Here is a 24,651-nt window from a genome sequence, read left to right as displayed (position 1 = left end):
CCGTTAAACAAATTTAAATTATTCTTTTACTATAGGAACCCATAATTCCATTTTATAATCTTCTGAATTAGGGTCTCCATCTCCATATACTTCAAAATCGGGGCTTTCATCATGTCTATATCCCTCTTTTGGGAAGAAATATGAAATAATATACTTCCATCCTTCGTGAATGCACTTTGGTATAGGACCTTCTAAGCTTACAATAGCATACTCTTTTTCAGGAATGCTAAGCGTATCCAAACCTAACTTCTTAGCTTTTACTTCATCCGTTAAATCAAAACCAGCTAAATATATAAATGAATCTTCTTCATCCATTACATAGTCATATCCTACGCCAAAGATTTGACCATTACCAAACTCTTCAAATTTTTCTCTTGGTACTTTTTCAACCAGTCTATCCCAAACTTTTGGGAAATTTGAACTTTTAGTTACATCTGATTTAATACCAGCTACTTTAAACGCTTTCTTTTTCTCAATCTTAATATCCATTTGATTTCCTCCTTGAACTGAAATTGAAAAGTAGATTCTTGGGAAATATTGATACTTTTCTCCTTTTTTTACTTGACCTGGAGTTAGCTTATGAAAACTTTTAAAAGCTAAGGCAAAAGAATCCTGAGAATTATAACCATATTTTATTGCGATATCTATAATTCTTTTATCTGAATTTTTTAAATCAATTGCAGCATTTGTCATCTTTCTTAACCTTATATATTCAGATAATGAATATCCTGATATTATTGAAAATATTCTTGAAAACATTGGAAATGAATATCCTGTTATCCGTGTTATTTCTTTTTCATCAAGTTCATCAGTTAAGTTATCTTCAATATAGTCAATTGCTAAGTTAAATGATTTCATTATATCCATCTTTCCACCACCTTTCATTTAAATTGTACAAGGATTTATTAAATTATACCCGATAATGCTAATACAAATATTATAGCATCACATGTTTATACTATTTTTCTTCTCTGCAAGACTTCTTATCTTGCCCTTTATACTCTCGATATTAATCACGATAATACCTCCATATATTTTCTAATTTCATCTTCAGTTTTAAATAGTCTACTGTATTTTATGAGTCGTCTTAGATTTTTATTTGGTGATTTAAAGTATCTTTTTAAGGCTTCTGTAAAAATCTGTTTATCTATTTTTTCTCTGTCGATTATGATATCGCAAATTGTTCGATCTATATCGTAAACCGGAATTAGGCTATCTTGTGGTGATTTTATTTCTGTCTTTCCTATTTCGTATAAATCTTTTTTTACATAGTGTACTTGTAGATCTTCGTACCTCTTTTTAATATGGCTTGCATTATAGCCTTGGGGTACAGATATATGAAATACATTTGGGGTTCTGTCGGATAGGTCGTGGAGGTAGAGGGCTGTTTGATTGGAAAATATTATTCGGTTACTATTGGATGATATTAAAACAAAATCGTCTATTACTTTTCCTTTTAATTGATATAGTCCTGGTCTTAATCTTTCTAATTGTCCGATTTTGGTTAATTCTGATAAATTATGCCTAGTATATCCAAGTTCTTCTGCTTCTTTGTTAGTTATTACTAAATTTTCTTGTATATAATCTTTAAGTGTATTCATAGTCTACCTCCTCTCATATTCGCTTTTATTATATGTTATAAAAGCGAATATGCAAAGTTATCTTGTGAGTGTTTTCTATTTTTAAAAAGGATGTAAGGAATCCTTACTCCCTTTCTAAAATTATTCTTTCTTAACTCAATATTACTAATATTATTATAGTTACTCTCCGATTTTCGGATTTCTAGAAATCCATTATTCGGAGTTCTTGAGTTCCGATTTTCGGAAGTCTGGACTTCTGCTTTTCGGAAATTAGATTTTGTATTATTCGTAATATTTAAAATTTATATGTACCAACTTTTTAGAAAAAAAGAGCAGCCTTTTAAGCTACTCTTGTAGAAAGTACAAAATGAGTTAAATATATTTTTTGTGTTTCCTCATACTAGTCTCAAAACAACTCTTACATCCATGTAGTTTTTTTGAGTCTTTTTGACGTATCCTTCTTCATCTTTTTCAAATACAAAATGCTTATAAAACTGCTTAAAATGCAGGATTTCTAAATTTACATCTTTTGTATCAACGCTATGGTCTCGCCAGTAGACTTTATAAATATCTTCACTGACTTTTATCTCTTGCCCTCTGACATAAAGGTAATACTCTTTTGCCATAAAGTTTCCTCCATTTCTTTTTTGTCTGCGTTTTTAGACAAAAAAAAGGAGGACTTCTGCTCTTAGGCATACGAAGTCCTCTAAAACGGAAGAATAAGAATAAGAATAAGAATACTTCTTTAGCTACACTTACGTGTTTCAGCTTGTATCTGAAACAATAATCTACTATAGAGATTATTGAAAAGAGGAATGTTTTGTTTCTTTGGTATTTCTAACATTAGATGTTTAGATTCTTTCATATTTGTTTCCTCCATTTTATCAATAATCTAAATAGTCAGTATTTTTATCTTCTTCATACATAATTGATTTTTATTCATTTTTTTTAGTTTCTATTCTATCAAATAGTTTGATAATCTCAGAATCAGAAAATCCTAGGACATATAGTTTTTCAAACAATATTTTTGTTAGCCTGTTCAAATGCTGATTTCTTAACTCAATTATTTTCTTCTCACTTTCAATAACAAAATATCCTTTACTTCCACGACTAACAATTAGTCCCTGTTTCTCAAGAACTTTTAAAGCTTTTTGAACTGTTGCAGGATTACATCCCTCCCTCTGTACTAAAGCCCTTATAGGTGGCATCTGTTGTCCCGGAACATAATCGCCTCTTAAAATAGACACTCTTAACGCTGAGCAATTTGCAAATATAGATATACATTCATTTATTTTTATTTTTTCTTCCTCGTACGAATTTCCAATATGCAGAATATGGAATAACCGCAGCAAATAGAAGATAATATTTATTAGCAAACATATCGGGGATTCCTTTTGCATTGAAATGAACAGGAATTTTCTCTGGGAGAAATATGCAAACAATAAATATTACAAACATTATCCCTATCAACACCAATACATCTTTTAAAAATCTTTTTTTCATAGAACATCTCCTCCTTAAACTAAAAATTTAATTTACAAGTTTTTATATAAACACCACCTGCAATAATAAGCAAAATAAATGCTACTCCTAACAATGTTAATAATATAGGAAAATGCAAAAACCAATGGAGAAGAATTGGTATAACTAACGCAGCCATTCCAATAATTGCAGACACAATAACAGGCATACTCTGTTTTACTATCATCATCTCACTTTCCCATTCAAAGTTGGGAAATTTTTTATTCAAAGAAATTCCAATCACTGTTATAAAAACGGAATAACAAATAGGAACAATTATTAAGCTGATGGTTTGAATAATGTCCATATCAAGCTTTAGCAAAAATATAAACACAGAAACAATATATCCAATTAAATGAAGCGTAAGATTTACTGCAATCTTAGAATTTAAAATCGTTTTTATTGAAATAGGAGAACTTTGCAAAATCCAAACATTTTTACCTTCTAAAGATATGGAAAACGCTGCCGGACAACTAAGTAAAAACATTGAAGCAATACACATTGGAGCAAAATTCGAAAGATATTCATTAATATTTTCGATTCCCGAATATTCCCCTATTTGTTGTAAAGAATTAAAAAGAAGAAATATACTAAAAACACATAAAAGTATTACACCAAGACCTGCATTCAACACTGCCATATATGAGTTTAGAAACAGTCCCATTTCTTTTTTATATAGGGCAAAAAATACTGATTTTCTATTATTCGAATTTTTGTTGTCGGAATATCTTGTTGTTGTTTTAGCAAGAGTATTAAGCAATCCATACTTCAATGAAACCATTTTGGCAAATATATAAAAAAATACTATTGAGAGAACAATAAATAATCCTACTCCAATGTACATTGGAAAATTATAGTATTCCATAAATAGCTTAGATAGTGGGTACAATCCGGTAATTTGCTTAGAAAGCATAATCCCAATACTATTTTCATTACCTGATTTCATAGCTAACACTGCAATATATCCAATTATCCCTATCATTGCAAATGAAAAAATTAAAGCAATAACATTTTTTCTCTTAAAGAAAGATGAAGCAACAACAATAACGATTCCCATACATGCTGCTATACACATAGGTATCAACGGAACAAAAATTATGGAAGTAAAATACAATATAATCTGTAATACATTTAAACTTCCGTTTAACACCCAAACAATTCCTCCCGGAAGCATAAACATCAATCCTATTAAAAAATTCAATAAATACATAAACATAAACTTGCTGCTTATAATATCCGAACTTTTTACAGGCAACGACAAAAGATTTTCCATATCACGACTGCCAAATAAAATCCCATTCGAATAAAATATTGTCAAAAATAATATTGCAAAGCTTGATACCGACACCATATATGCCGGTATCAATTCCTGCTGTCCCACTTGTACCAATGTTTTAGCTGTTATGATGTTATAAAAAAAGAAAAATATGGCAAGAGTTATTATTCCAAAACTTGCAATAACAATTGAACTTTGTTTTTTATTTCCCGGCTCTTTCATTTCGTTGATCGGAAAGAAATTTATCAATTGTGCTCTAATTAGTATCCAAATTTTGCTCATTATCCTGCACCTCCATGAAAAAAGTTTCCAAAGATTTATTGCCTTTGACTTCTTCTGTATTTCCGCTCGCAATTAACTTTCCATTTTTTATAATTGCAATTTTATTACATAATTTTTCTGCAACATCCAATACATGTGTTGAAAAGAAAATAGCTCCTCCATCTGATACGCATTCGTGCATTATTTTCTTTAGTAGAAAAGTTGCTTTCGGATCAAGTCCAACAAAAGGTTCATCTAAAATTAGTAACTTTGGAGAATGCACCAGTGCAGAAATAATCGCCGTTCTTTGCTTCATGCCATGTGAATACGAAGATATCATTCCCGAAAGATGTTTCGTCATTTCAAATAAATCGCCGTATCTCTGAATTCTTTCTCTGCGTATTTCAGTAGAAACTTCAAATAAATCTGCAATAAAATTGATGTACTGAAATCCTGTCAGATGTTCATATAAATCCGGATTATCCGGAATGTATGCCATTATTTTCTTACAAATAACAGGCTCTTCTTTAATAGAATGCCCGTCAATCGTTATACTTCCATTCTCAAAATCATGAATTCCAACTATCGCTTTTATCGTTGTAGTTTTTCCGGCTCCATTTGCACCAATGAATCCATAAATATCTCCAGACTGTACTGAAATGGATAAGTTTTCAACAGCCTTTTTGTTTCCATAGAATTTACTAAGATTCTTTATCTCTAACATAATTTCCGCCTCCATTGACATTTTGTCAGTTATTCTTTGAAATAAAACCGATAACTTGTGTATCAGTAGCTATCGGCAAATTATTCTCCTTGCAAACATTCTATTCTTTTTTTAATTACTAAAGAGCTTTTTCGTATTTAAGCTTTGTTCAAGCATTATCTTAAATGCATTTAAGTAACTATTAACAGGTTCTTTCTTTAGATATCTTATACTTATGTTATTTGAAACAAAAACATAAGCTGTCATAAGAAATTCTGCTGTTTCTAATGGATATTTCACAGAAAAAACTTTTTCTGTTATTCCTTGATTTATAATCTTTTCAAAATATATTGTTAGTTTTTCGACAAGTTTATGAGATAACTTATCTATCATATATTGATTTTCTTTAAGGTCAACAGTTTTTTGTAGCACTGTACCCTCTGCTGAAATATTTTCCGAAGATATAATTGTGACATCTATAAAAGATCTGATTTTTTCTATGGCAGTTTTATCTTCATCATAAGCAATAATATAAATATCTTTCAGTAGTCTATCTGAATATTGTTCTACAAGACAATATAAGATATCCTCTTTATTCTTAAAGTGATAATATAACAACCCTCTTGATATATTTACTTTATCAACTATATCCTGAGTTGTTGTATTAGTATATCCTTTCTCCATAAAGAGTATCATTGCAGCATCCATAATCTCTGCACGTCGTATTTCAGATTCTTTCACATCTCGCATTTTATCCCTCCTATTTAAAGGATATCACGCAACTGACATTTTGTCAATTGCGTTTTCTCATTTCTCTTGATATTATGGTATAATATATTTACAATTTTAGAAAAATGCTTAATGCTTGCTTGACTTTTGTAGCAAGCACAGTAAGTGTACGGACACTTACGGAAAATTGACGAAGCAGCCCTTGGGGATCTGCTTCTTTTTTTATCAATTTTTAGCTTGTTAGGGAGAACCCTAAGACCCCAATATACACTCAAAGGAGAAACTAACTATGGCAAATAGAATACGAAATGAAAGACTTGAAATTAAACTAACTGAAGAAGAAAAGGCTCTTTTTGAAGAGAAAAAAAGACTTGCGAAGTGTAGAAACATGAGCCATTTCATCCGCAAATGCGTTTTGGAAAAGGAAATTTATCAAGTGGATTTAGAGCCTTTCAGAGATTTACAAGGCTTACTTTCTAATGCAACAAACAACATCAATCAGATTGCAAAACGAGTAAATTCGACAGGTGTAATCTACAAAGAGGACATCGATGATATAAAAAAAAGAGATTGAACATTTCTCAAAAGAGCTGTGGCAAATTCATTCACTACTTCTGAAAAGAACATCTGAAACGGAAGGTGAATAATAATGGCTATTACAAAAATACACCCAATAGAATCGACTCTTAATCTTGCTATCGACTACATTGTAAATGGAGATAAAACAGACGAGCAGCTTTTAGTAAGCACCCATAAATGCCACGAATCAACTGCTCACACTCAGTTTTTAAGGACACGAAATGACGCAGGAACAAAAGGAACCGTTCTTGCAAGACATCTCATTCAATCATTTTTACCGGGAGAAACAAGTCCTGAATTGGCTCACCAGATTGGTATGGAGCTGTGTAAAAAGATACTCAAAGATGAGTACGAATTTGTCTTATCTACTCACGTAGATAAGGGGCATATCCACAATCACATCATCTTCAATAATGTAAATATGGTAACAGGTAGGTGCTACCAGTCTAACAAGAAAAGCTACCACCAAATCCGTTATCAGAGTGATAAACTCTGCAAAGAAAATAGCCTATCTGTCATTGACGAGTTTTACGAAAGCTATAAGAAAAAATATAAGATTAACGGTAAATCTTGGTATGGAAACGAACAGGCAAAGCATGGCACTTCTTGGAAAAGCAGACTTCAATTTGACATTGACAGAATGATAAAACAGTCAAAGGACTGGGACGAATTTTTAAAGAAGATGGCTGATCTTGGCTATGAAATCAAATACGGTAAGCACATTGCTTTTAAGCCAAAAGATAAGGCAAGATTTACAAGGACTAAAACAATCGGAGAAGATTATACCGAAGAAAGATTAAAAGACCGCATTGCAGAAAGAAAGTTTATCAAGACTCCTGCCGTCAAAAAACGCATCAGCAATGTTATTGACATGAACACCAATGCAAAGGTAAAGGAAAGCAAAGGCTACGAATATTGGGCAACCAAACATAACCTTCATACAATGGCTGAGTCTGTTATTTATATCAGAGAACATGGCATTAAATCCGTTAAACAGCTTGACGAGTATATTCAAAAAGCAGCTGATGAAAGGCAAAATATACAAGAGAAAATCAAGTCTATTGATAAGGAAATGCAGAAGCTTTCCACCACTATGGAGCAAGTTCATACCGTTAAAAAATACAGAGCGTGCTACAAGGAATATACTGCTAATCCGTCTGACAAGGCATTTTTTGAAGAGTACAAAGCTCAGATTACCCTATATGAAAATGCTCTCTCAGAGCTTAAAAAATCCTATTCCAAACTCCCAAATTCAAAGGATATTTTAGCTGAACTTGATAAATTACAAGAAAAAAAGAACACCCTTATGCAAGAGTATTCTTCCTCAAAATCCACTATGGACGAGCTTTATAAGATACGAAAAAATTACGGAATCTACATGGGTAAGGAGATGGAGAGATAATCTTTATCTCCTTTTTTCGCAAATAAAAAAAGAGTCGGTGCAGTCCCAAGACCACACCGACCATAAATTTATCTCTCAGCTTCTTTTGATGTTTCTTTCTTTTCTTTAGGCTTTTCCTTATCTTCAGCCTGATATTTTTTGATAGCTCCAAGCACAGACTCTTTCTTTTCATCTCGACCTTTCATCTGTTCTTTTGCCTTTAAAAGCTTTGAAGAAAGTATCCTGATGTTAGTATGTTCCTTGCCGTTATCGTCAACGGAAGTTCTGATCTGTCCAAAGAGTTTTACAAAATCTCCCTGCTTAAAGTCTTTTGGAATATCACCCTTTTCTCCGTATGCGGAGCAATTATGATATACCTTATTGCCCTCATCATCTTTAGATGCCACAGAGAAGTTTACTACTTGAAAGGCTTCGCCGTTCTTATTTTCCCTTTCAACTACATCGATCTTTCCTACAATATTTCCAACGATATTGACAAGATTATCTTTCTCCTCTTGAACATAAGGAAGATTTTTAATCTGCCCCTGTTCTCTTAAATCTTCAATCATGTAATCAAATTCCTCATGCAGTAGATTAACGGTGTCATTGTCCATATAAGCCTCATAGAGCTTATCCAAAGCACTTTCATCGTTGATACCTTTTTCCATGCTGATAACCGCCTTAACAAAGTCCTTGTGATTATCACTTACCATATCTTCTATCTGATTTCTCATTGTTTTGTAATCCATGTTTTATCTCCTTTCATGGTAAAAGGGAGGTTTCCCTCCCTTATCGTACATATTCCTGTTCTTTTGCAGTTTGTTTTTCTTCTGTTTTACTTTCTTCCTGATAGGCTCTTATCTGTCCTAAGATAGATGGTTTATCACCCGTTTTCTGTGTGGCTTCCTCTTTGGTATGCAAATTATCTTCAACATCATAGGTTGACTCAAAATAATCGCTGTCCTTAAAGTCATTGTCGTATCTGTCAGCAATTCCATCATTATCAAGGTCTTTAGAAAGTGGATCATAGAAGTTACCTTCATCATCAATGTCCAGTCCCAGAGCTGCCTTTAAGTCCTCGGAATCCACATAGACTAAATCTTCAAAAGAGGATAGCTCTATTTCATTTTTCATATTCCTTAGAGCTTCATTTTCTCCTTTGTTTTCATAATCAAAACTCTCCGTTTTAATCGGTATATCTTCAATATACTGTGTCCATGTCTTATCCTCTAAGTTAAGCTCATATTGGATGCTGTGTCTTTCGTCAGGTGTATTGGTATAGGCGATGCCGATGTGCTTTAGATCAGGATATAGAGTATCAAACTCATCATAACTATGATTTTCTTCATACTCTCTGTTGCAGAAGTCAATGATGGCTCGTTTTACATCTTCTACAAGGGGATTATCATTTCTCTTTTCTTCCACTTCTCCCATATCAAGGAGCTTATTCAGTTCTGCCAAGCGAAGCACATTATCCTTTAGTTCATCAGCTTTTTCAAAAGGCTTTTGTAATTCCTCTTTGGCATTTTCAAGCTGTTCTTTTGTGCCGAGGAGCTTTTCTTCAAGCCTCTTTAATTTCTCAGGCATTTTCTCAAGAGCATTATCAAACCTTGTAATATTACCGTCCGCACTCGTTCCAAGCTCTCCTGAATGCTTTGCAGCACCGTTTAAGCTGAAGTTATGCTCATTGGTGAAGAAGTTGTAGCTTACCTCTAAGTCCATGTTTCTATACTTACCGATAACCTTGCTTTCATTGATTTTCACTTTAGAAATAGCTTCAAGCAACTTTTCTCCGGCTAACTTTTTATCTAATATCTTCTCACCACCGATAGTAATAGAAGTAAACTTTTCCTCTCCTTCAGCTTTTGCTTCTACATCTTTAATATCTTTCTTTACAGCCTCAATGAGTTTTTCTGTCCTTGCAATTTCTTCCGGATAGTTTTTAGCAACCTTATCCTCTAATCTGTAACGGTTGGACTTATAGTTTGCTTCAAGCATTTTAAGTTTTGTAACCTCATTATCCAAATCCATCTTTTCCTTAATCTTCGGATCACCTGTAGCAAGGGCTTTAATCTCTGCATAGTTTAAGCTGCTTTCGTCCACATCTTCCGCCACTCTGACAGGTGTTTTACTTGTCATAATCTGAGAAATGAACTTCTGTTTATTCTCGATGGTCTGCCAAAGGTACGCATCAAAGGTATTCTCCGTTACATATCTGTATATGCTGACTTCTTTGTTTTCATTTCCCTGTCTTACAATTCTGCCCGCACGCTGCTCAAGGTCGGCAGGACGCCATGGGACATCTAAATCATGAAGTGCAATCAGCTTGTTTTGCACATTCGTTCCGGCTCCCATTTTCTGTGTAGAACCCATCAAAATACGAATTTCGCCTTTTCTTACCTTTGCAAAGAGTTCATCCTTTTGCTTATCGGAATTTGCTTCATGGATAAAGGCTATTTCTTCTTTCGGTATTCCCATTGCCACAAGTTTTTCTCTAATATCATCGTAAATATTAAACGCTCCATCTCCTTTTGGAGTTGACATATCGGAGAAAAGAAGCTGTGTGGACTTATTTTCTTTTGTCTTATCCCAAATGGAAAAGACATTTTTCACGCACACATTGACCTTGCTGTCAGGATTATCCGGAAGCAGTGGATTGATTAAACGCTGATCTAAGGCGAGTTTCTTGCCGTCATTAGTAATCTTCAGCATATTATCTTCGTCAGGCTCTACTACCCTGTTTCTCACATCATCAGCTCTTTCCGATAAGCTCTTTAGGATTACCTTTTGCTCCTCACTTGGCAAAGTTTTAATAACTTCATAGTGTGCTTCAGGTGTTGGAAGATTTAGCATATCTGCTGTCTGAATATCCGCAACTTCTTTAAACATAGACATTAGTTCAGGAAGGTTATAGAACTTGGAAAATCTTGTCTTTACTCTATACCCTGTTCCCTCCGGAGACAATTCAAAAGCTGACTGCGTTTCACCAAAAGTAGAAGCCCAGCTATCAAAATGCTCCAAATTATTCTTTTTAAGGCTTTCATACTGAAGATAACGCTGCATAGTATAAAGCTCTGTCATCGAGTTACTGACAGGCGTTCCTGTGGCAAAGACAATTCCTTTTCCACCTGTCATTTCATCCATGTATCTGCACTTCATAAACATATCGGAGGACTTAAAGGCTTCAGACTGTCCAATACCTGCTACATTCCTCATTTTTGTGTAAAGGTATAGATTTTTGTAATTATGTGCCTCGTCAATAAAGAGCTTATCTACACCTAATTCTTCAAAGGTAATGACATCATCCTTCTTAAAATCATCGTTTAACTTTTCAAGCCTTGTTTCAAGTTTCTTCTTTGTCTTTTCAAGCTGTTTTACCGTAAAGTTTTGGTTTCTGTCATGCTTATATTCTTCTACATAGTTTATAATTTCATCAATCTGATCCTGAATATGCTTTTCCTGATATTCCTTACTCATCGGAATTTTTTCAAACTGCGTATGCCCGATTACAACGGCATCATACTCTCCTGTGGCAATTCTTCCGATAAATCTTTTTCTATTTTTCGGCTCAAAATCTTTCTTATCTGCAACCATAATGTTAGCTGACGGATATAGCTGCATAAACTCACGACCGATTTGACCTGTTAAGTGATTGGGGACAACAAACAAGGACTTACTGCACATTCCAAGCCTTTTACTTTCCATCGCAGACGCCACCATTTCAAAGGTCTTACCACTACCTACCACATGGGCAAGCAAGGTATTTCCTCCATAAAGGCTTCTTGCTATGGCATTTCTTTGATGAGATCTTAAATCAATTTCTGTGGTCATTCCCTCAAGGGAGAGCTTGCTGCCGTCATATTCTCTGTTACGGATAGAGTTAAAACGCTCGTTATATATCTTTACAAGACGGTTTCTTCTTTCCTGATCGTTAAATATCCAGTTCTTAAATTCTTCTTTTAGAAGCTCCTGTTTCTGCCCTGCAAGAAGCGTTTCCTTTTTATTTAATACAGAAGTTTTCGAGCCGTCCGGATTTACAATCTGATCAAATACCTTTGTTTCTTTTAAATTTAGAGCATCTTCAATCAGCTTATAGGCATTTACCCTTGAGGTGCCGTAAGTCATCTCTGCAAGGTCATTTCCTCTATCCCTGCTCTTTCCTTCTACATTCCATTCGCTTGTCAGATTTGAAAATTTAACCTTAATATCCCATTTGGCATATCCCGGAGTTTTAAGCGTTTCAAAGATGAATTTTTCAATATCCTTAATCGGTATCCAAGTAGCTCCGAGTCTTACATTGATTTCACTTGCTTCAAGCTCTTTTGGAAGAACTTTTATTAGCTCTGCCTTTTGGTATTCCAAACGGTTCATCTCATAGCTTATCAGCTCTTTTTCTTTGCCATCTTCCGCATAGCCAAGATGAGGCAACTCTCTTTCCGTTTGTCTTAGCTTTGCAAGATAGCTGTCTACAATAGCAATCTTATCTCTGATATTTCCGCTTAGGTACTCATTCTTTGTTACATAGCCGTACTTATATGAATTACTGCCGTTTGCACAGGCAAAAGGTAAATCTCCATCTTCAAGGTTAAAAGACAATGGTCTATAAAAGTTTTGTTCTTCTCTGATGTTTAGATAGATTTCCCCTCTAAGTTCTTCTATCAAAGTCGGTCTGTCTTTTCCTGTAAGGCTTCCCATATACTCAAAATCCACATATCCTTTTTCTGATACCGATAAAACAAGAGCTTCAAGGGAAGTGTCTACATGGTCGATAACCTTCGCCTTTGTGATTGTTCGCTTGGAGAAAATATCTCCCTTTGCTTTGAAGTTTTCTTCTTCATCAAGGATTTCAATGGAAGAAACAAGCGGGAAGTTGCTATCCTCTTTTAAGGCTCTGGTATTAGAAAGGTTGTTGACATATCCATGCTTCTTAGAAAAGCTGTCATAAATTTCATTTAGTTTTTCCTGAGCTTTCTTTACTTCATCATCTGAAAAATCTTCTTTCTGTTTGTAAATAACGTCCTTTAAGGCAGCATTTAACTCAAGATAGTCCTTAATCTTTTCCTTGTTTTTATCCGTTACTTCTTTCTTTACAAACAGGGAGTTTTCTCTGTAATAAACTTCATCATCAATAATGGTGTAGGAGAAATTCTTGACATCGTCCGTTGCGGGTATTGTACTGATTTCATCATCAAGTAGCTCTATTTCTTCATAATTAGCATTTTTAGCGATTTCTTCGCTTGCTTTTGTCAGTAGCTCCTTTAAGTCTGTGTTTTCTTTTGGCAGGCAAGCTATTGTATTCCCAAATCTTCCGGATATTTCTTCCATAGAACCAAGCACCTGTTCAGGATGATCAACAAAGTATTTGTTATATAAAAGCCCGTTTTCATCTTCAGCAAGGTGAATCCAATCCTCATCCCTTTCTCTGATACTGTCCCTTTTCTTTAGGAAGATAATATCTGAGGTTACTTCTGTTCCTGCTACGCCCTTAAAGGTATCGTTCGGAAGTCTTATCGCTCCTAAAAACTCTGCTCTTGCTGCAAGGTAGCGTCTTACACTTTCGTCCTTTTTATCCATCGTTCCGCTTGATGTAATAAAGGCAATAATACCTCCGTTTCTTACTTTATCAATGGACTTGGCAAAGAAATAATCATGGATAAGGAAGTTATTTTTGTTATACTCCCTGTCATTTACCTTATATTCTCCAAAGGGTACATTGCCGATAATCGCATCAAAGAAGTTATTTGAAAAGGAAGTTTCTTCAAGCCCCTTAATCTGTATATCACTTTCAGGGTATAAGAGTTTTCCAATTCGACCGCTTACTGAGTCAAGCTCTACACCATAAAACTTAGACTTGTTCATTTCATCAGGGATATTGCCTATAAAGTTCCCTATTCCCATACTTGGCTCTAAAATGTTTCTCTGTTTAAATCCCATATCCAAAAGTGTCTTATACACTCCGTCAATCACTGTTTTCGGTGTGTAAAAGCTCGTTAAAGTAGATTCTCTTGCAGCTTCATATTCTGCCTGCGATAAGTTCTCTTTTAGAAAGCTCCTTACTTCTTTCCACTGTCCGCCTTTTTCTTCATCGAATACATCAGCAAGTCCTCCCCAGCCAACATACCTTGCTAAAACTTTCTGAGCGGTAATATCTAAATCTCTCTCACCTCTTTCAATTCGATTTAACATCGAGATTGCTTCAAGGTTATTGTTTAATCTCTCACTTGGAGATAACTTGTCAGGTAGCGTTTCTTCTTTAATTTTGAAGTTATGAGCTTCTGCTTTCTTTATTTCTACTTCTTCAGTAGTCTGCTCTGGATGTTTATATGTTTGATTTTGAAATACCCTCTCAAGGTCGCCTTCCAGACGATAAGGAATCACATCGGAGCCTGTTATCATACCGCCAAGATATTCTGTATTGTCCTTAACCGTTACCGTCTTTAGGTTATTTCCCATATCATCAAAGCGTGTGATGGTATAGTCTTTATCCTTGTATTTGACTTCATCTCCGACAATAAAGTTCGGTCTTTCAAGGCTTATCTGCTTCATAAGATCCTCATTATCTGTAAAGGCTACAATCGGAATTTGATGATTGCCTTGCCTTACAGGATCAAGCCACAAGTCATTTTTTCCTGTGATTTCATTTTTAGAAATTTCTCTGACTTTGTATTCTTCATGATGAAAGTAGACGGTATCACCTGCTTTAACTGCAAAATCCTCTAAAGGGATTTCCTCTTTTTTATTCAGTTCTACTTCTTCTCTTTCTTTGAGGTAATCAAATAAGGTAGCTTGAACTGTGTCAGCCCTTCTAACTTCTTCTGTTTCTTCAGGTGCTTCAAGTTCTTCTTCTACAAAGCTAAGTTCTCCATTAAAGACAGACTGAAGCTCCTGCTCATCCATCTGCTTTTTAAGTTCTGTATCTTTCAGCTCTCTAAAGGTCTTTGGAAAATCTTCTAAAATAAGCCTTTGGGCATTTAATTCCTTTAGTTCTTCAAGATTAAAATATCCCCATTCAGGTTCAATCCCAAGTACCAGTCCAAAGGCATCGCCACTTTCCCTGTCATATTCCGTCATATACCAAGTCCAATTAGAACGGAAAGGAATGATATATGCAGCATGAACCTCTTTATCCGCTAATGCTACATCCTCCTGTGCGTAAAGCTCCGGCACTCTTTCAAGCATTTCATCGGTCATTAAGTTTTCAGGAGCATCTTTGGAATAATATTGTGGTTCTTCAATCTTTGACTTGTTTTCTGTTTCCTTTTCTTCAGGATAAAGATTTTTAGAAAACAGCTCGTCGATATGCTTTGCAACACTTGTCCAAGTAAGAAACACATCATTACAATCATTTTTCTGTGATTTAAGTCCCTTAGCATCGTGCCATTCATCACTTCCCATTGCTCCGGAAACAGCATGGGAATGTCCTCCAATTCCATATTCGTCTTTTAAGAAATTCGCTTTTTCCTGAAGCGTATGATTTTCTTTAAAAAACTTGGTGATTCGTTCTTTTCCTCTATCAACGCCACTTCCTCTTGAAAGACTTTCAAGGACTTCATCTTCTGTAATAAAGGACTTTACCTTCGGAAGTTCTGTCAAATTGGTGCTATATTCCTTTCGTGGCAGCTCAAGTTCCTGTAATTTCTGATAAAGGCTATCTACCTTGTGATAGTGAAACCTTAGTACATTCCTATTTTCTTTATATCCTGCTATAAATCTGTCATATTCTCTGATTGTTTCTTTCAGATACTCAGGATTTTTTAATGCTTCAGATAATCTTTTTGTTTCTTCCGAAAAGCCCCCACCTCTTTCAAAAAGTTCAAAATATCCTTGCTCTTTTCCTTCTTCACTTAAATCATGAGATAGATACCATAGAGATTCTGAAATCCGATCTCTTTCATAATCAAGAGCTTCAAAAAGCTCTACATTTGTAGCAAATTCCCCACTATTAAGAAGTTCATTTATCCTCTTTGCAGCATCATTCCAGTTTAAGACCTGCGTATCATCTTCTCTTGCAGAAGTTCCATAGGCTAAATGAATGCCTTTATCCGAATACCAGGAAGATACTTCTCTTTCATCAATGTAAAACCCGTTTCCGCCTTTAAAGGTATCTTTGAGGTATTCTCCCAATTCTTCTACTGTTTTTTCTTTGGAAAACTCAGCAATAACAGGAAGTCTGCCGCCATCGTGATTTCCTCCGTTAATAAGGACGGTATCTATATCATTCTCAGTTAGCGGAATCGTAAGGCGTGTCTGTCCATAGGAGTTTTCTGGTAAAGAAAAAGAAGCCTTTTCAGCTTCTCTTATCTCTACATCAATATTTTCTCTTAACCTTCTACTATTTCCTTGATCGTCATCTCTTTCAAAGCTGAAATCATTGCTTTGTACTGTGGATTGCTCTCTCCCTCTATCTTCCAAGCTGCCATCAGCTTCGGCTTCTCTCTTCTCATAAACTCTATCGCCTGTTTCTGAATGTCCATCAGGTGTCCTGTCAACTTCTTCTCCTTGTATAGATCTACTAACATCTCGAAGTTGCTCTGCTCCTCGCTCTGTGAAAGAAACTCCAGCCTCATCACTGCGTAGGTCGGATTTGGATACTTCCTTATGAAGTCCGTCTCTTCCTCCAAGCTGTTTAGCGTATTCTCCCTGATTTTCTCTATTATCTCGTCTGTACTCTCCATTTCGGAGAACTCGCCCGTTTTCATTTCTTCCCTGATCATCTCGTCGAAGTACATATTCTTCTACCTCCTCCAATTCTTCTTTAATCTTATTATATCCCGCTTCTTTTCCTCTTAAAACTTCTTTTTGCAGCTCAAGTTCTTTGCTTTTTTGAATGGTCGCATCAATAATCTTTCCGCTAATATCCGATACGCTTTCACCAAGACTCATTAGAGATATGCTGTCAAGTCTTTGAAAATTCTCTCTTAAAAGCTCATAATCTATCGAATAATCTAACTTAAATCTTGATGCTACCGCATAGCTTACCGAGTCCCTTACAAACTTTGTAAAGGATATTCTATCCTCATCCGCTATTCTAAGTTCATTCATTAAGGTATCTATTTTTTCATCACCGTAGAGTCTGCTTAAAGAAAAGATGTTTTCAAGTGTGCTTTTACTTTCCTCATAGCCCTCGCTTTTTATCATTTCCTTTAACACATCTTGATGATTTTCTTTGTCAAACTTCCAAAGATTTACTTCGTTGACATCTCTGTTTCTTGAAACTGTCTGACCTATATCAAAAATATAGTCCACTTTCTTGAATGTGCCATAGTCCTCTAAAATGGGGATACCTTTCTGTCCTCGCATTACTGTTCTATTAAAACGTTCCCTCCAGTAGTCAAACTTGGCACAAGCTATTGCTTCAGGATTTTTATCATAGATACTTAATTGACTTCTAAAGTCATATCTTTGATTGTTTCCGACAACCTTTAAGAGCTTCAGATACTCTGCTTCACTATGAAGCACATCTTGTTTTATAAGCTCCAAAATGTTATGAAAATCATTTATTCGCATTTTTACCTCCTTCGTTTTTCCAAACAAAAAAGGCGGTTAGATTTTACTCTAATCACCTTTTACGCATTATATTATTAAATTTTATTCGTTTGTTTCTTCCGCAATATCTACATATTCTTTTAATTTTCGTTGCAACAAATTCTTATCTATCAGTTTTAATGTATACTCCGATACCATTGTAGGCGAAAGACTTCTACTTAATGCAAATTCTACTACCTCATCATCTTTTGAAGCACAAAGGATTACTCCTACGCTTGGATTTTCAGTTTGTTTCTTTACTTCTCTATCCAGTGCTTCTAAATACAGGTTCATTTTTCCGATATATTCCGGCTTAAACTCTCCAATTTTTAATTCAAATGCAACTAAACAAGATAGTCCCCTATGATAGAACAACAAATCTACATAGTAATCATGATTGCCAACCTGTACCCTATACTCATTACCTATAAAGGAAAAATCTTTCCCAATCTCTAAAATAAAGTTCTTCAGATTCTGGAGAATTGACTTCTGAAATTCTCTTTCATTTCCAATCTTGGGAGCATCAAGAAATTCTAAAACATAACTGTCCATAAACAAATTATGCGTCTCTTGTTTTGCCCTTTGTATAGCAGGCAAATCGTTACTATTTGAAAGCATATAACGTTCATAATAGCCACTGTCCATCTGCCTTACCAACTCTCGGTGAGTTAGATTCTCCTTAATTGCTAAGTTAATGTAGAATTCTCTTTCTTCTTTACTTTTAGATCCTGACATTATTTTCAAATGATTAGACCAGCTCAATTGTGTCAACAACGTTGACACTTTTTCATCATCCTTATATAGCTCATAGAATTGCCTCATTCTATAAAGCCCCCTACGGGTAAATCCTTTTAAATCAGGATAATTTTCAGAGAAAAAATCGGCAACATTTTCCACAAAATTTGACCCATAACCTGCTTCTTTACTTTTCTCACTTATATACTTTCCCACTTCCTGATACATCAAAATCAATTCTTCATTGACTTTTCTATAAGCACGATCCTTTGCACTTTCGACAATCTTAACAATATCATCAAACTGATGATTATCTTTTCCAATATCTGTATTCTGCAATACCATCTTATCCTTATTCATTGTTTCACCTACCTCTAAAAACGTGCTGTTATTTTTTAATGTTTTCTTCAATAAAAGCCTTAGAATTTTGAATTTGCACTTTATCTTTATTAACTACAAAAGTAACATAATCTCCATTTTCTAAATTTAAAAGTTCCCTTATCCTTTTCGGAATAGTAACCTGTCCTTTTGCCATAACTTTTGCAGTATCCATAAATATATCTTCCATATTTACTTCCTTTCGCCCTACTTTTCCTACAAAATTATAGCACTTTTGGAGTATTTTTTCCACTCTGAATTAGTTATCTCTTACTTACTATATGTCAGAACAACCTCTTTTATTTCATTTTCAATTGCTTCTAAAAATTCTTCCTTTGAAGATTTCCCTTTGGCAATATCCGCTAATTCCATTTCCCACTTTGCAGTTGTTTCCGCTGACTTAAAGGTATCGGATACTATTGTTACAAGGCTGATCCCCTTATGCGTGGCAATCAAATTTTTCTTATCTCTTTCGACAAAACCCTTATAGATTAAGTTTTCAATAATTCCTGCCCTTGTTGCAGGTGTTCCAAGTCCCTTTCTTTCCACTTCTACACCTTTTTCTAAGGCTTCATTTCCTGCAATCTCCATAGACTTTAGAAGCGTATCTTCAGTGAAGTGTTTCGGTGGTTGAGTAAATTTTTCTTTAATCTCTTTATTTTCAATACTTAAAACATCACCGATACTTACATCAGGAAGCTCTATGAACTCATTCTTCTTGGACTTGTATTCTTTAAGGTATTTGCTAAAGCCCTCGTCTCTAATTACCCTTCCTGAACTTGTAAATTCAAATCCGTCAAATTCAGCTACAATCTTTGTTGTGTTTTCGACTAATGGATAGCCTACACTTGCGTGAAGCTTATTAGAAATAAGCCTATATACCTTCGCTTCACTATCAGGGATACTCGATAAATCTTCACTTAACGAGCTTACTGTCGGAATAATAGCGTGATGATCCGTAACATTTTTTGAGTTAAATACCGTCTTGATACGCTCTGTATCAAAATCATTTTTTCCTAAAATGTTATTGACCGTACTTACAATCATATCTTCCGTTAAGCATCTGCTGTCTGTTCTTGGATAGGTAATTAGTTTCTTTTCATACAGGCTTTGAGCATAATCAAGCGTCTGCTTTGCTGAATATCCAAAATATTTATTACACTCTCTTTGAAGTGTTGTTAGATCAAAGGGTAAATCCGGCTTTGTAATCTTTTCTTTTTGAATGACATCAGTTATTTCAATATTATCGCCTATTAAATTAATAAGCTGCTCTGCGGTTATTTCATCACCAATTTTGTCTGTCGATAATGTAAAGCCGTTCATAGAAAGCTCTACGGTGTAGTATTTTTCTTTCTTAAAATTATTTATTTCTTCATCTCTTTTTACAATCATGTAAAGCGTTGGGGTTTGCACTCTCCCGACACTGTAATTTTGCTTATACAGGCAAGAATATAGCCTACTGATATTCATTCCGACAAGCCAGTCTGCAATAGCTCTTGCCTGTGCCGATTCAAAGAGCTTATCGTAATCTTTGCCATTCTTTAGATTGGAAAATCCCTCTTTGATAGCACTATCTTCCATTGACGAAATCCAAAGACGCTGCATTTTCTTTTTGCATTTAGCTTCGTTATATACCAGTCGAAAAATACTTTCTCCTTCTCTTCCCGCATCGCACGCATTGATAACTGTATCAATCTCCTTATCATTCATCAGTTTTTTAAGGATATTAAACTGCTTTTTTGTAGCCTTTGCCACTTCAAATTTGTACTGCTTCGGAATAATCGGCAAATCCGATATATTCCACTTAGCGTATTTTTCATCATAAGCGTCCGGATTTGCCATCTGAATTAGATGGCCTACGCACCAAGATACCTTATATCCATTTCCCTCATAGTATCCATCTTTCTTTTTTGTAGCTCCTATTACCTTTGCAATTGATATAGCTACACTCGGTTTTTCTGCTATCACAAGTATATGTTCCATGTATATTTTTCCTCCTGCTTTCATTGTAAAAGGGCGAAAGATTTTACTCTCCCGCCCTGCGTTTGCACCCATAACAATATATTTTAAGATGCATTTATTCTTCATCATAAGCTTCTGTTTCTTCTGCTTCTCCTATTTCTTGCTCACTTTCTGCTTCCGAAAAGAAATCATCATCTTCTTCCTCTAATGATTCAAGCTCCTTATCCTCTTTCTTTTTTACGACCTTAAAGTAATAACCTGCTCCTAATGCTCCGCCTATAACAAGAAGCAGAATAATATATGTTCCTAAATTACTCTTTTCTTCTTTTTTCTCAGGCTTTACTTCTTCCTTAGTTGGCTCCTCTTTGCTAATCTCCTGCTTCGGAGCTTCTTTCTTTTCAACCATATTTAGAAGATCATCTTCAGATACTTCCGTTAAAAGCATTACATTTTCTTGTGTCTCATCGTGGTTGATGATGAGATGGAAGGTCTTACCGTTTTTCGTTTGAAAGGTAATAAACTGTCTTGCATCAGCAGAATACAGATCTGTTTCTTTGTTATCACCGCTATCCCCGTGATGAATTGGATAGTCCTTATTCGCATTGTCCTTATTTTCCGTAACGGTTCCTCTTGCCTTTGACGGAGCAGAAGCTACTCCCTTATTGGTATTTACAGTCTTACTTGTCCCGTCCATAGATGAATCCTGATTGTTATTGGCAGGAGCTTTCGGTGTCAGCTTATTAGGATAGCGAATATCTTTCTCTTTCGTTTCAGAATTACTTGTATCTTTTACAGTATTTTCTGAACTCGCCTGTGTAGTTGTGCTTTTTCCTGTATTGTTTACAGGTGTTTGATTTGAAATGCCTGAGTTTTTCTTAATTCCGGAAATAGGACTGTTCAGTGCAGGCGGATTAGATATTACGGGAGCCTTGTTTGCTTCATTTGCCTTTTCCTCAAGCTCTTTAATCTTTTTATTCAGCTTATCCATTTCCTTCTTCATTTCTTCTGATAAGTCCCTATTTTCCTTATCTTTTTTCATTTTTTCTTTCAAGCTTTCAATCTGGGCTTCAAGTTCTTTGATTTTTTCTTTCTGATTATCGCTTAATTTGTCTTTATCCTTCATTTCGCTATTTAACTTATCAAGTTTTTCCTGAAGCTCCTTAGCATCTTTTTCCATTTTGAAAATATCATTTTTAGAAAGCTCTGTCTGCGTTGATTTATCTTCCGTCTTTGGAGTTTTCGTCTGCGAGCTTTCATCCTGTTTCGGCTTTTCTTCTTCTGTCTGAGTCTCTTTATCTTTAGCCTCAGTCTTTGCTACCTTTCGGATAATTTCATCATTTCCATCGCCTTTTACTTCATAAAATAGAAACTCATCAATAAATTTCATATTATCAGGGAGCATCGGCAGATCACCGCTGTCAAGAAGCTGTCCTTTCTCAGCCTTTATCTTTTCTTCCTTATAAACTTTTTCATCTTCAAAGATATACTTTACATTTACTTCCACTTGTGTTTGGACAGCTTTATCGCTTGTAGGTGCTTCCGTTAAGCTTTGCTCATGAGCATAAACAACTGTCCAAAGACCCAAAAGGCAGCTTATACTTACAACGACTGCAAGTGCTGCTGTCCAAAACTTCTTATTCTTTTTCCAACTGGTTTTCATTTGACTTCTCCTTTTTCATTTCTACTCTTTGTCTGTTTACCTTTGCCATCAAATCACTGATTGTAATGTTGTTCTTTCTGCAAATGGCAATGATTTCTTCGTTTTCAAGTTCTTCTTCACGAATAAATAAAGGCTCCAATTCTTCATCAATCAAAGCCTTTTTATCCTTCAACTTCTTTATTTTGTTTTTCACTACCGTTAATTCTCGTTTCACATTGTTACCTCCTATTTCTTTACGTTTGGTGGGAATCCAAATCCTACGGGATGATGCTTGCAGAAAGACGCAATCCAATTGTCTAAAGTGGTTACTCTTATTCGTCCAATATTATCCATAACTTTACCATCTCCAATATAAATTCCTACATGACCATAGGTAAGTCCTGCTGTGCTTCCACTACTACTGCTTTCCACCGCTACAAGCATTCCCACCTTGAGTTTTGACCTGTCTGATGTAAAAGTATAGTTTCTGTACATATCGCAGGCATTTCCGCCAATATATCCAAGACCTGCATTTTGATAGACCTGTGAAACCCACATGGCACACCAGCCTGCACCCGGAGATGGCGTGATGTATGCAGCATTAACAATCTTCTTTTGAACTTCACTTGATGCTTCATACTCAACTCCACCACCTACGCCACCATTTGCACTGATAAGGTCAGAATTTCCAAAGGCTTCTCCCATATTTCCTTGTGCAAGGAATAAGGCTTCATAGTGCTTTAAGTTATCGGGATAATCAGCAAAGACCTTTCGGATAATGCTGTCCATCTCTTTTTTATGCAGCGTTACAATGAGCTTTTTATACTCATAAGGTTCTTCATGACTTTCGGTATATTCGTTGCCATCTTCATCGGTATAGGTGTCTGTAACTGTCCTGTATCTGATTTCAACTTCTTCCCTATATTCAAGGTCATACATGGACTCAAACAATTCTTTTAATATGGATTCTACTTCCGATACACTCTTTACCTCTCCACATCTTGATGTAATATAGGATAAAAGCTCATGGACATTATGACCAATATACTCTGTATTATTTAAGATGTACTCGTCATAGCCGGGATAGTTATTTTTGACATGATCAACCTCATTTTGAAGCTCACTCTCCATAGCAGAAAAGCTCTGATTGATTTCATTTAGGACATTTGGCTTTGACAAATAGCTTGTTGTAAGAATAGAACTTGTGGAGTTCATAAAGCCTGTCATTCCCGTTCCTGCAAAGTTGATAAAGAAAGTTCCCAAAATAATAAGACCTATGAAAATAATCATAAGTCCCTTTGCTTTTCTTAATATAAATCTCTTTGAGCCTTTCAACGAGCCAATGAGGTTTTCTTTAATCCGATCTCTGAGCCTTGACTTATTCTCACGACGAATGGCTGCCTTTACCTGATTTTTCTTTTGAAATCTTTTATAGGCATTTGCTCTTTTATATTCATTCGTCTTTTTCAGGTTCTCTTTGGCATCACGAAATTCAAGCTTCGATTTTCGCTTCCTGATTTTATAATCCTTATTTGTAAGATCGTATCCTTTCTTCGCCTTTTTCTTATCAGAATATTTCTTTATGCCATGAATGAGTTTCGAGCTTGCGTCCGCTGTCTTTTCTCCTGCCTCTACCCCTTTATTTTCATCACTTCCATGAGAAAGATAATCCCTTACGGTTTCACTTCCTTTGGCAAGTCCTGAAAGGGCAGATACCTTTACCATATCTTTCTTTAGCTTTTTCCTCTGCTCTTTAGAAAGGCTACTATAAACTTTTTCGCTTGCAGCATCTTTTCCAGTCTTTTTACCTTCAGATTTATTTCCCTTTGACACATCTTCTTTTTTTCTTGTATAAAGGCTTTCGGTGTAGTTTTTCCTCTTATACTTTCTCTTTTTAGCCTCATGAGTTATAGAGGAACTTCCAAAAAACTCATCTTTTTTATGGAGATTATCATCCACATCATAGGTCGATTCAAAGTAGTCGCTGTCCCTAAAGTCATTATCGTATCTGTCTATAATCCCGTCATTATCAAGGTCTTTTCCTAAAGGATCATAGATTTTTCCATCCTTTACCTCCGTAATATAATCCGATCTTCCTGTTTCACTTACAGCAGCTATACTATCCTTATCAGAAGCTCTATATCTTGCATTTCTCTTGGATGTTCCATAAGCCTTTTCATTATCAGAACTTACCTTGTTTATTTTCTTATGAACCTTGTCCTGAAATCTGTCTTTGTCATGGACGATTTTTCCTCTGTAATCATCGTTGTGCTTTAGCTTACTTTCTTCAGATGTAGTGAATGTTTCACTATGGATCATTTCTCTTTCAAGACTTGCCTTATGCCTTTCCCTAAAATCCTTTTTCAGCTTTTTCCCCATAGG

16 protein-coding genes and 2 pseudogenes are annotated in these 24,651 nt (G+C 35.2%); 2 read left to right on the top strand and 16 right to left on the bottom strand.

What is annotated here, in order from left to right; translation table 11 throughout:
• Positions 1 to 18 precede the first annotated feature (18 nt).
• The 8 genes and pseudogenes from BQ7397_RS03590 to BQ7397_RS03550 form a co-directional block, all read right to left on the bottom strand.
• A complete protein-coding gene (locus BQ7397_RS03590) occupies positions 19 to 867 on the bottom strand; it encodes an AraC family transcriptional regulator (protein WP_077074757.1) in 849 nt (282 codons plus the stop codon).
• Positions 868 to 1,013: 146 nt separating this feature from the next.
• Entirely contained in the window at positions 1,014 to 1,601 is a 588-nt protein-coding gene (locus BQ7397_RS03585; RefSeq protein WP_077074756.1) for a type IV toxin-antitoxin system AbiEi family antitoxin domain-containing protein, read from the bottom strand.
• Positions 1,602 to 2,125: 524 nt separating this feature from the next.
• Positions 2,126 to 2,206: pseudogene (locus BQ7397_RS09085) on the bottom strand (sigma-70 family RNA polymerase sigma factor); the annotation flags it as partial.
• Between the two features lie 309 nt (positions 2,207 to 2,515).
• Complete coding sequence (locus BQ7397_RS03570) at positions 2,516 to 2,827, bottom strand: GntR family transcriptional regulator (RefSeq protein WP_234970567.1); 312 nt, start codon at positions 2,825 to 2,827, stop codon at positions 2,516 to 2,518.
• A gap of 37 nt (positions 2,828 to 2,864) precedes the next feature.
• Entirely contained in the window at positions 2,865 to 3,083 is a 219-nt protein-coding gene (locus BQ7397_RS03565) for a DUF1648 domain-containing protein (protein WP_050137118.1), read from the bottom strand.
• A 19-nt stretch (positions 3,084 to 3,102) separates the two neighbouring features.
• Positions 3,103 to 4,659, bottom strand: a complete 1,557-nt coding sequence (locus tag BQ7397_RS03560) for a hypothetical protein (protein WP_077074754.1) — start codon at positions 4,657 to 4,659, stop codon at positions 3,103 to 3,105.
• Positions 4,634 to 5,362, bottom strand: coding sequence for an ABC transporter ATP-binding protein (locus BQ7397_RS03555; protein WP_077074753.1), 729 nt, complete (start codon positions 5,360 to 5,362; stop codon positions 4,634 to 4,636). Before BQ7397_RS03555 ends, BQ7397_RS03560 begins: the two co-directional genes overlap by 26 nt.
• 111 nt (positions 5,363 to 5,473) lie before the next feature.
• Entirely contained in the window at positions 5,474 to 6,091 is a 618-nt protein-coding gene (locus BQ7397_RS03550; protein ID WP_077074752.1) for a TetR/AcrR family transcriptional regulator, read from the bottom strand.
• 268 nt (positions 6,092 to 6,359) lie between these two features.
• On the opposite strand from BQ7397_RS03550, the pseudogene BQ7397_RS03545 reads away from it, so the two are divergent.
• A pseudogene (locus BQ7397_RS03545) lies at positions 6,360 to 6,717 on the top strand (plasmid mobilization protein).
• A gap of 2 nt (positions 6,718 to 6,719) precedes the next feature.
• Entirely contained in the window at positions 6,720 to 8,051 is a 1,332-nt protein-coding gene (locus BQ7397_RS03540; RefSeq protein ID WP_077074751.1) for a relaxase/mobilization nuclease domain-containing protein, read from the top strand.
• Positions 8,052 to 8,119: 68 nt separating this feature from the next.
• Here the strand turns inward: BQ7397_RS03540 and BQ7397_RS03535 are convergent, their stop codons facing one another.
• The 8 genes from BQ7397_RS03535 to BQ7397_RS03500 all read right to left on the bottom strand — a co-directional run bounded on the left by BQ7397_RS03535 (position 8,120) and on the right by BQ7397_RS03500 (position 24,648).
• A complete protein-coding gene (locus BQ7397_RS03535) occupies positions 8,120 to 8,779 on the bottom strand; it encodes a single-stranded DNA-binding protein (RefSeq protein WP_000384996.1) in 660 nt (219 codons plus the stop codon).
• Positions 8,780 to 8,819: 40 nt separating this feature from the next.
• A complete protein-coding gene (locus BQ7397_RS03530) occupies positions 8,820 to 17,537 on the bottom strand; it encodes a helicase-related protein (protein ID WP_077074750.1) in 8,718 nt (2,905 codons plus the stop codon).
• Between the two features lie 81 nt (positions 17,538 to 17,618).
• Complete coding sequence (locus tag BQ7397_RS03525) at positions 17,619 to 18,650, bottom strand: PDDEXK nuclease domain-containing protein (RefSeq protein ID WP_001030694.1); 1,032 nt, start codon at positions 18,648 to 18,650, stop codon at positions 17,619 to 17,621.
• A gap of 28 nt (positions 18,651 to 18,678) precedes the next feature.
• On the bottom strand, positions 18,679 to 18,858 hold the full coding sequence (locus BQ7397_RS03520) for an AbrB/MazE/SpoVT family DNA-binding domain-containing protein (protein WP_000389423.1): 180 nt from the start codon (positions 18,856 to 18,858) through the stop codon (positions 18,679 to 18,681).
• A gap of 80 nt (positions 18,859 to 18,938) precedes the next feature.
• Entirely contained in the window at positions 18,939 to 20,651 is a 1,713-nt protein-coding gene (locus tag BQ7397_RS03515; RefSeq protein ID WP_007391818.1) for a DNA topoisomerase 3, read from the bottom strand.
• A gap of 94 nt (positions 20,652 to 20,745) precedes the next feature.
• The gene (locus tag BQ7397_RS03510; protein WP_000858450.1) at positions 20,746 to 22,290 is read right to left on the bottom strand and encodes a CD1107 family mobile element protein; all 1,545 of its coding nucleotides are present in this window, start codon (positions 22,288 to 22,290) and stop codon (positions 20,746 to 20,748) included.
• Positions 22,265 to 22,504, bottom strand: coding sequence for a hypothetical protein (locus BQ7397_RS03505; RefSeq protein ID WP_000817944.1), 240 nt, complete (start codon positions 22,502 to 22,504; stop codon positions 22,265 to 22,267). Before BQ7397_RS03505 ends, BQ7397_RS03510 begins: the two co-directional genes overlap by 26 nt.
• An 11-nt stretch (positions 22,505 to 22,515) precedes the next feature.
• Positions 22,516 to 24,648 carry a CHAP domain-containing protein gene (locus BQ7397_RS03500; RefSeq protein ID WP_000516790.1) on the bottom strand — a complete coding sequence of 711 codons (2,133 nt, stop codon included), beginning with the start codon at positions 24,646 to 24,648 and terminating at the stop codon, positions 22,516 to 22,518.
• Between the last annotated feature and the right edge of the window lie 3 nt (positions 24,649 to 24,651).

It is taken from the genome of Aedoeadaptatus urinae (assembly GCF_900155585.1).
Taxonomy (GTDB): Bacteria; Bacillota; Clostridia; order Tissierellales; family Peptoniphilaceae; genus Aedoeadaptatus; species Aedoeadaptatus urinae.
The sequence above is the reverse complement of the archived record's forward strand: the minus strand, read 5'-3'. Positions and strand labels throughout refer to the sequence as shown.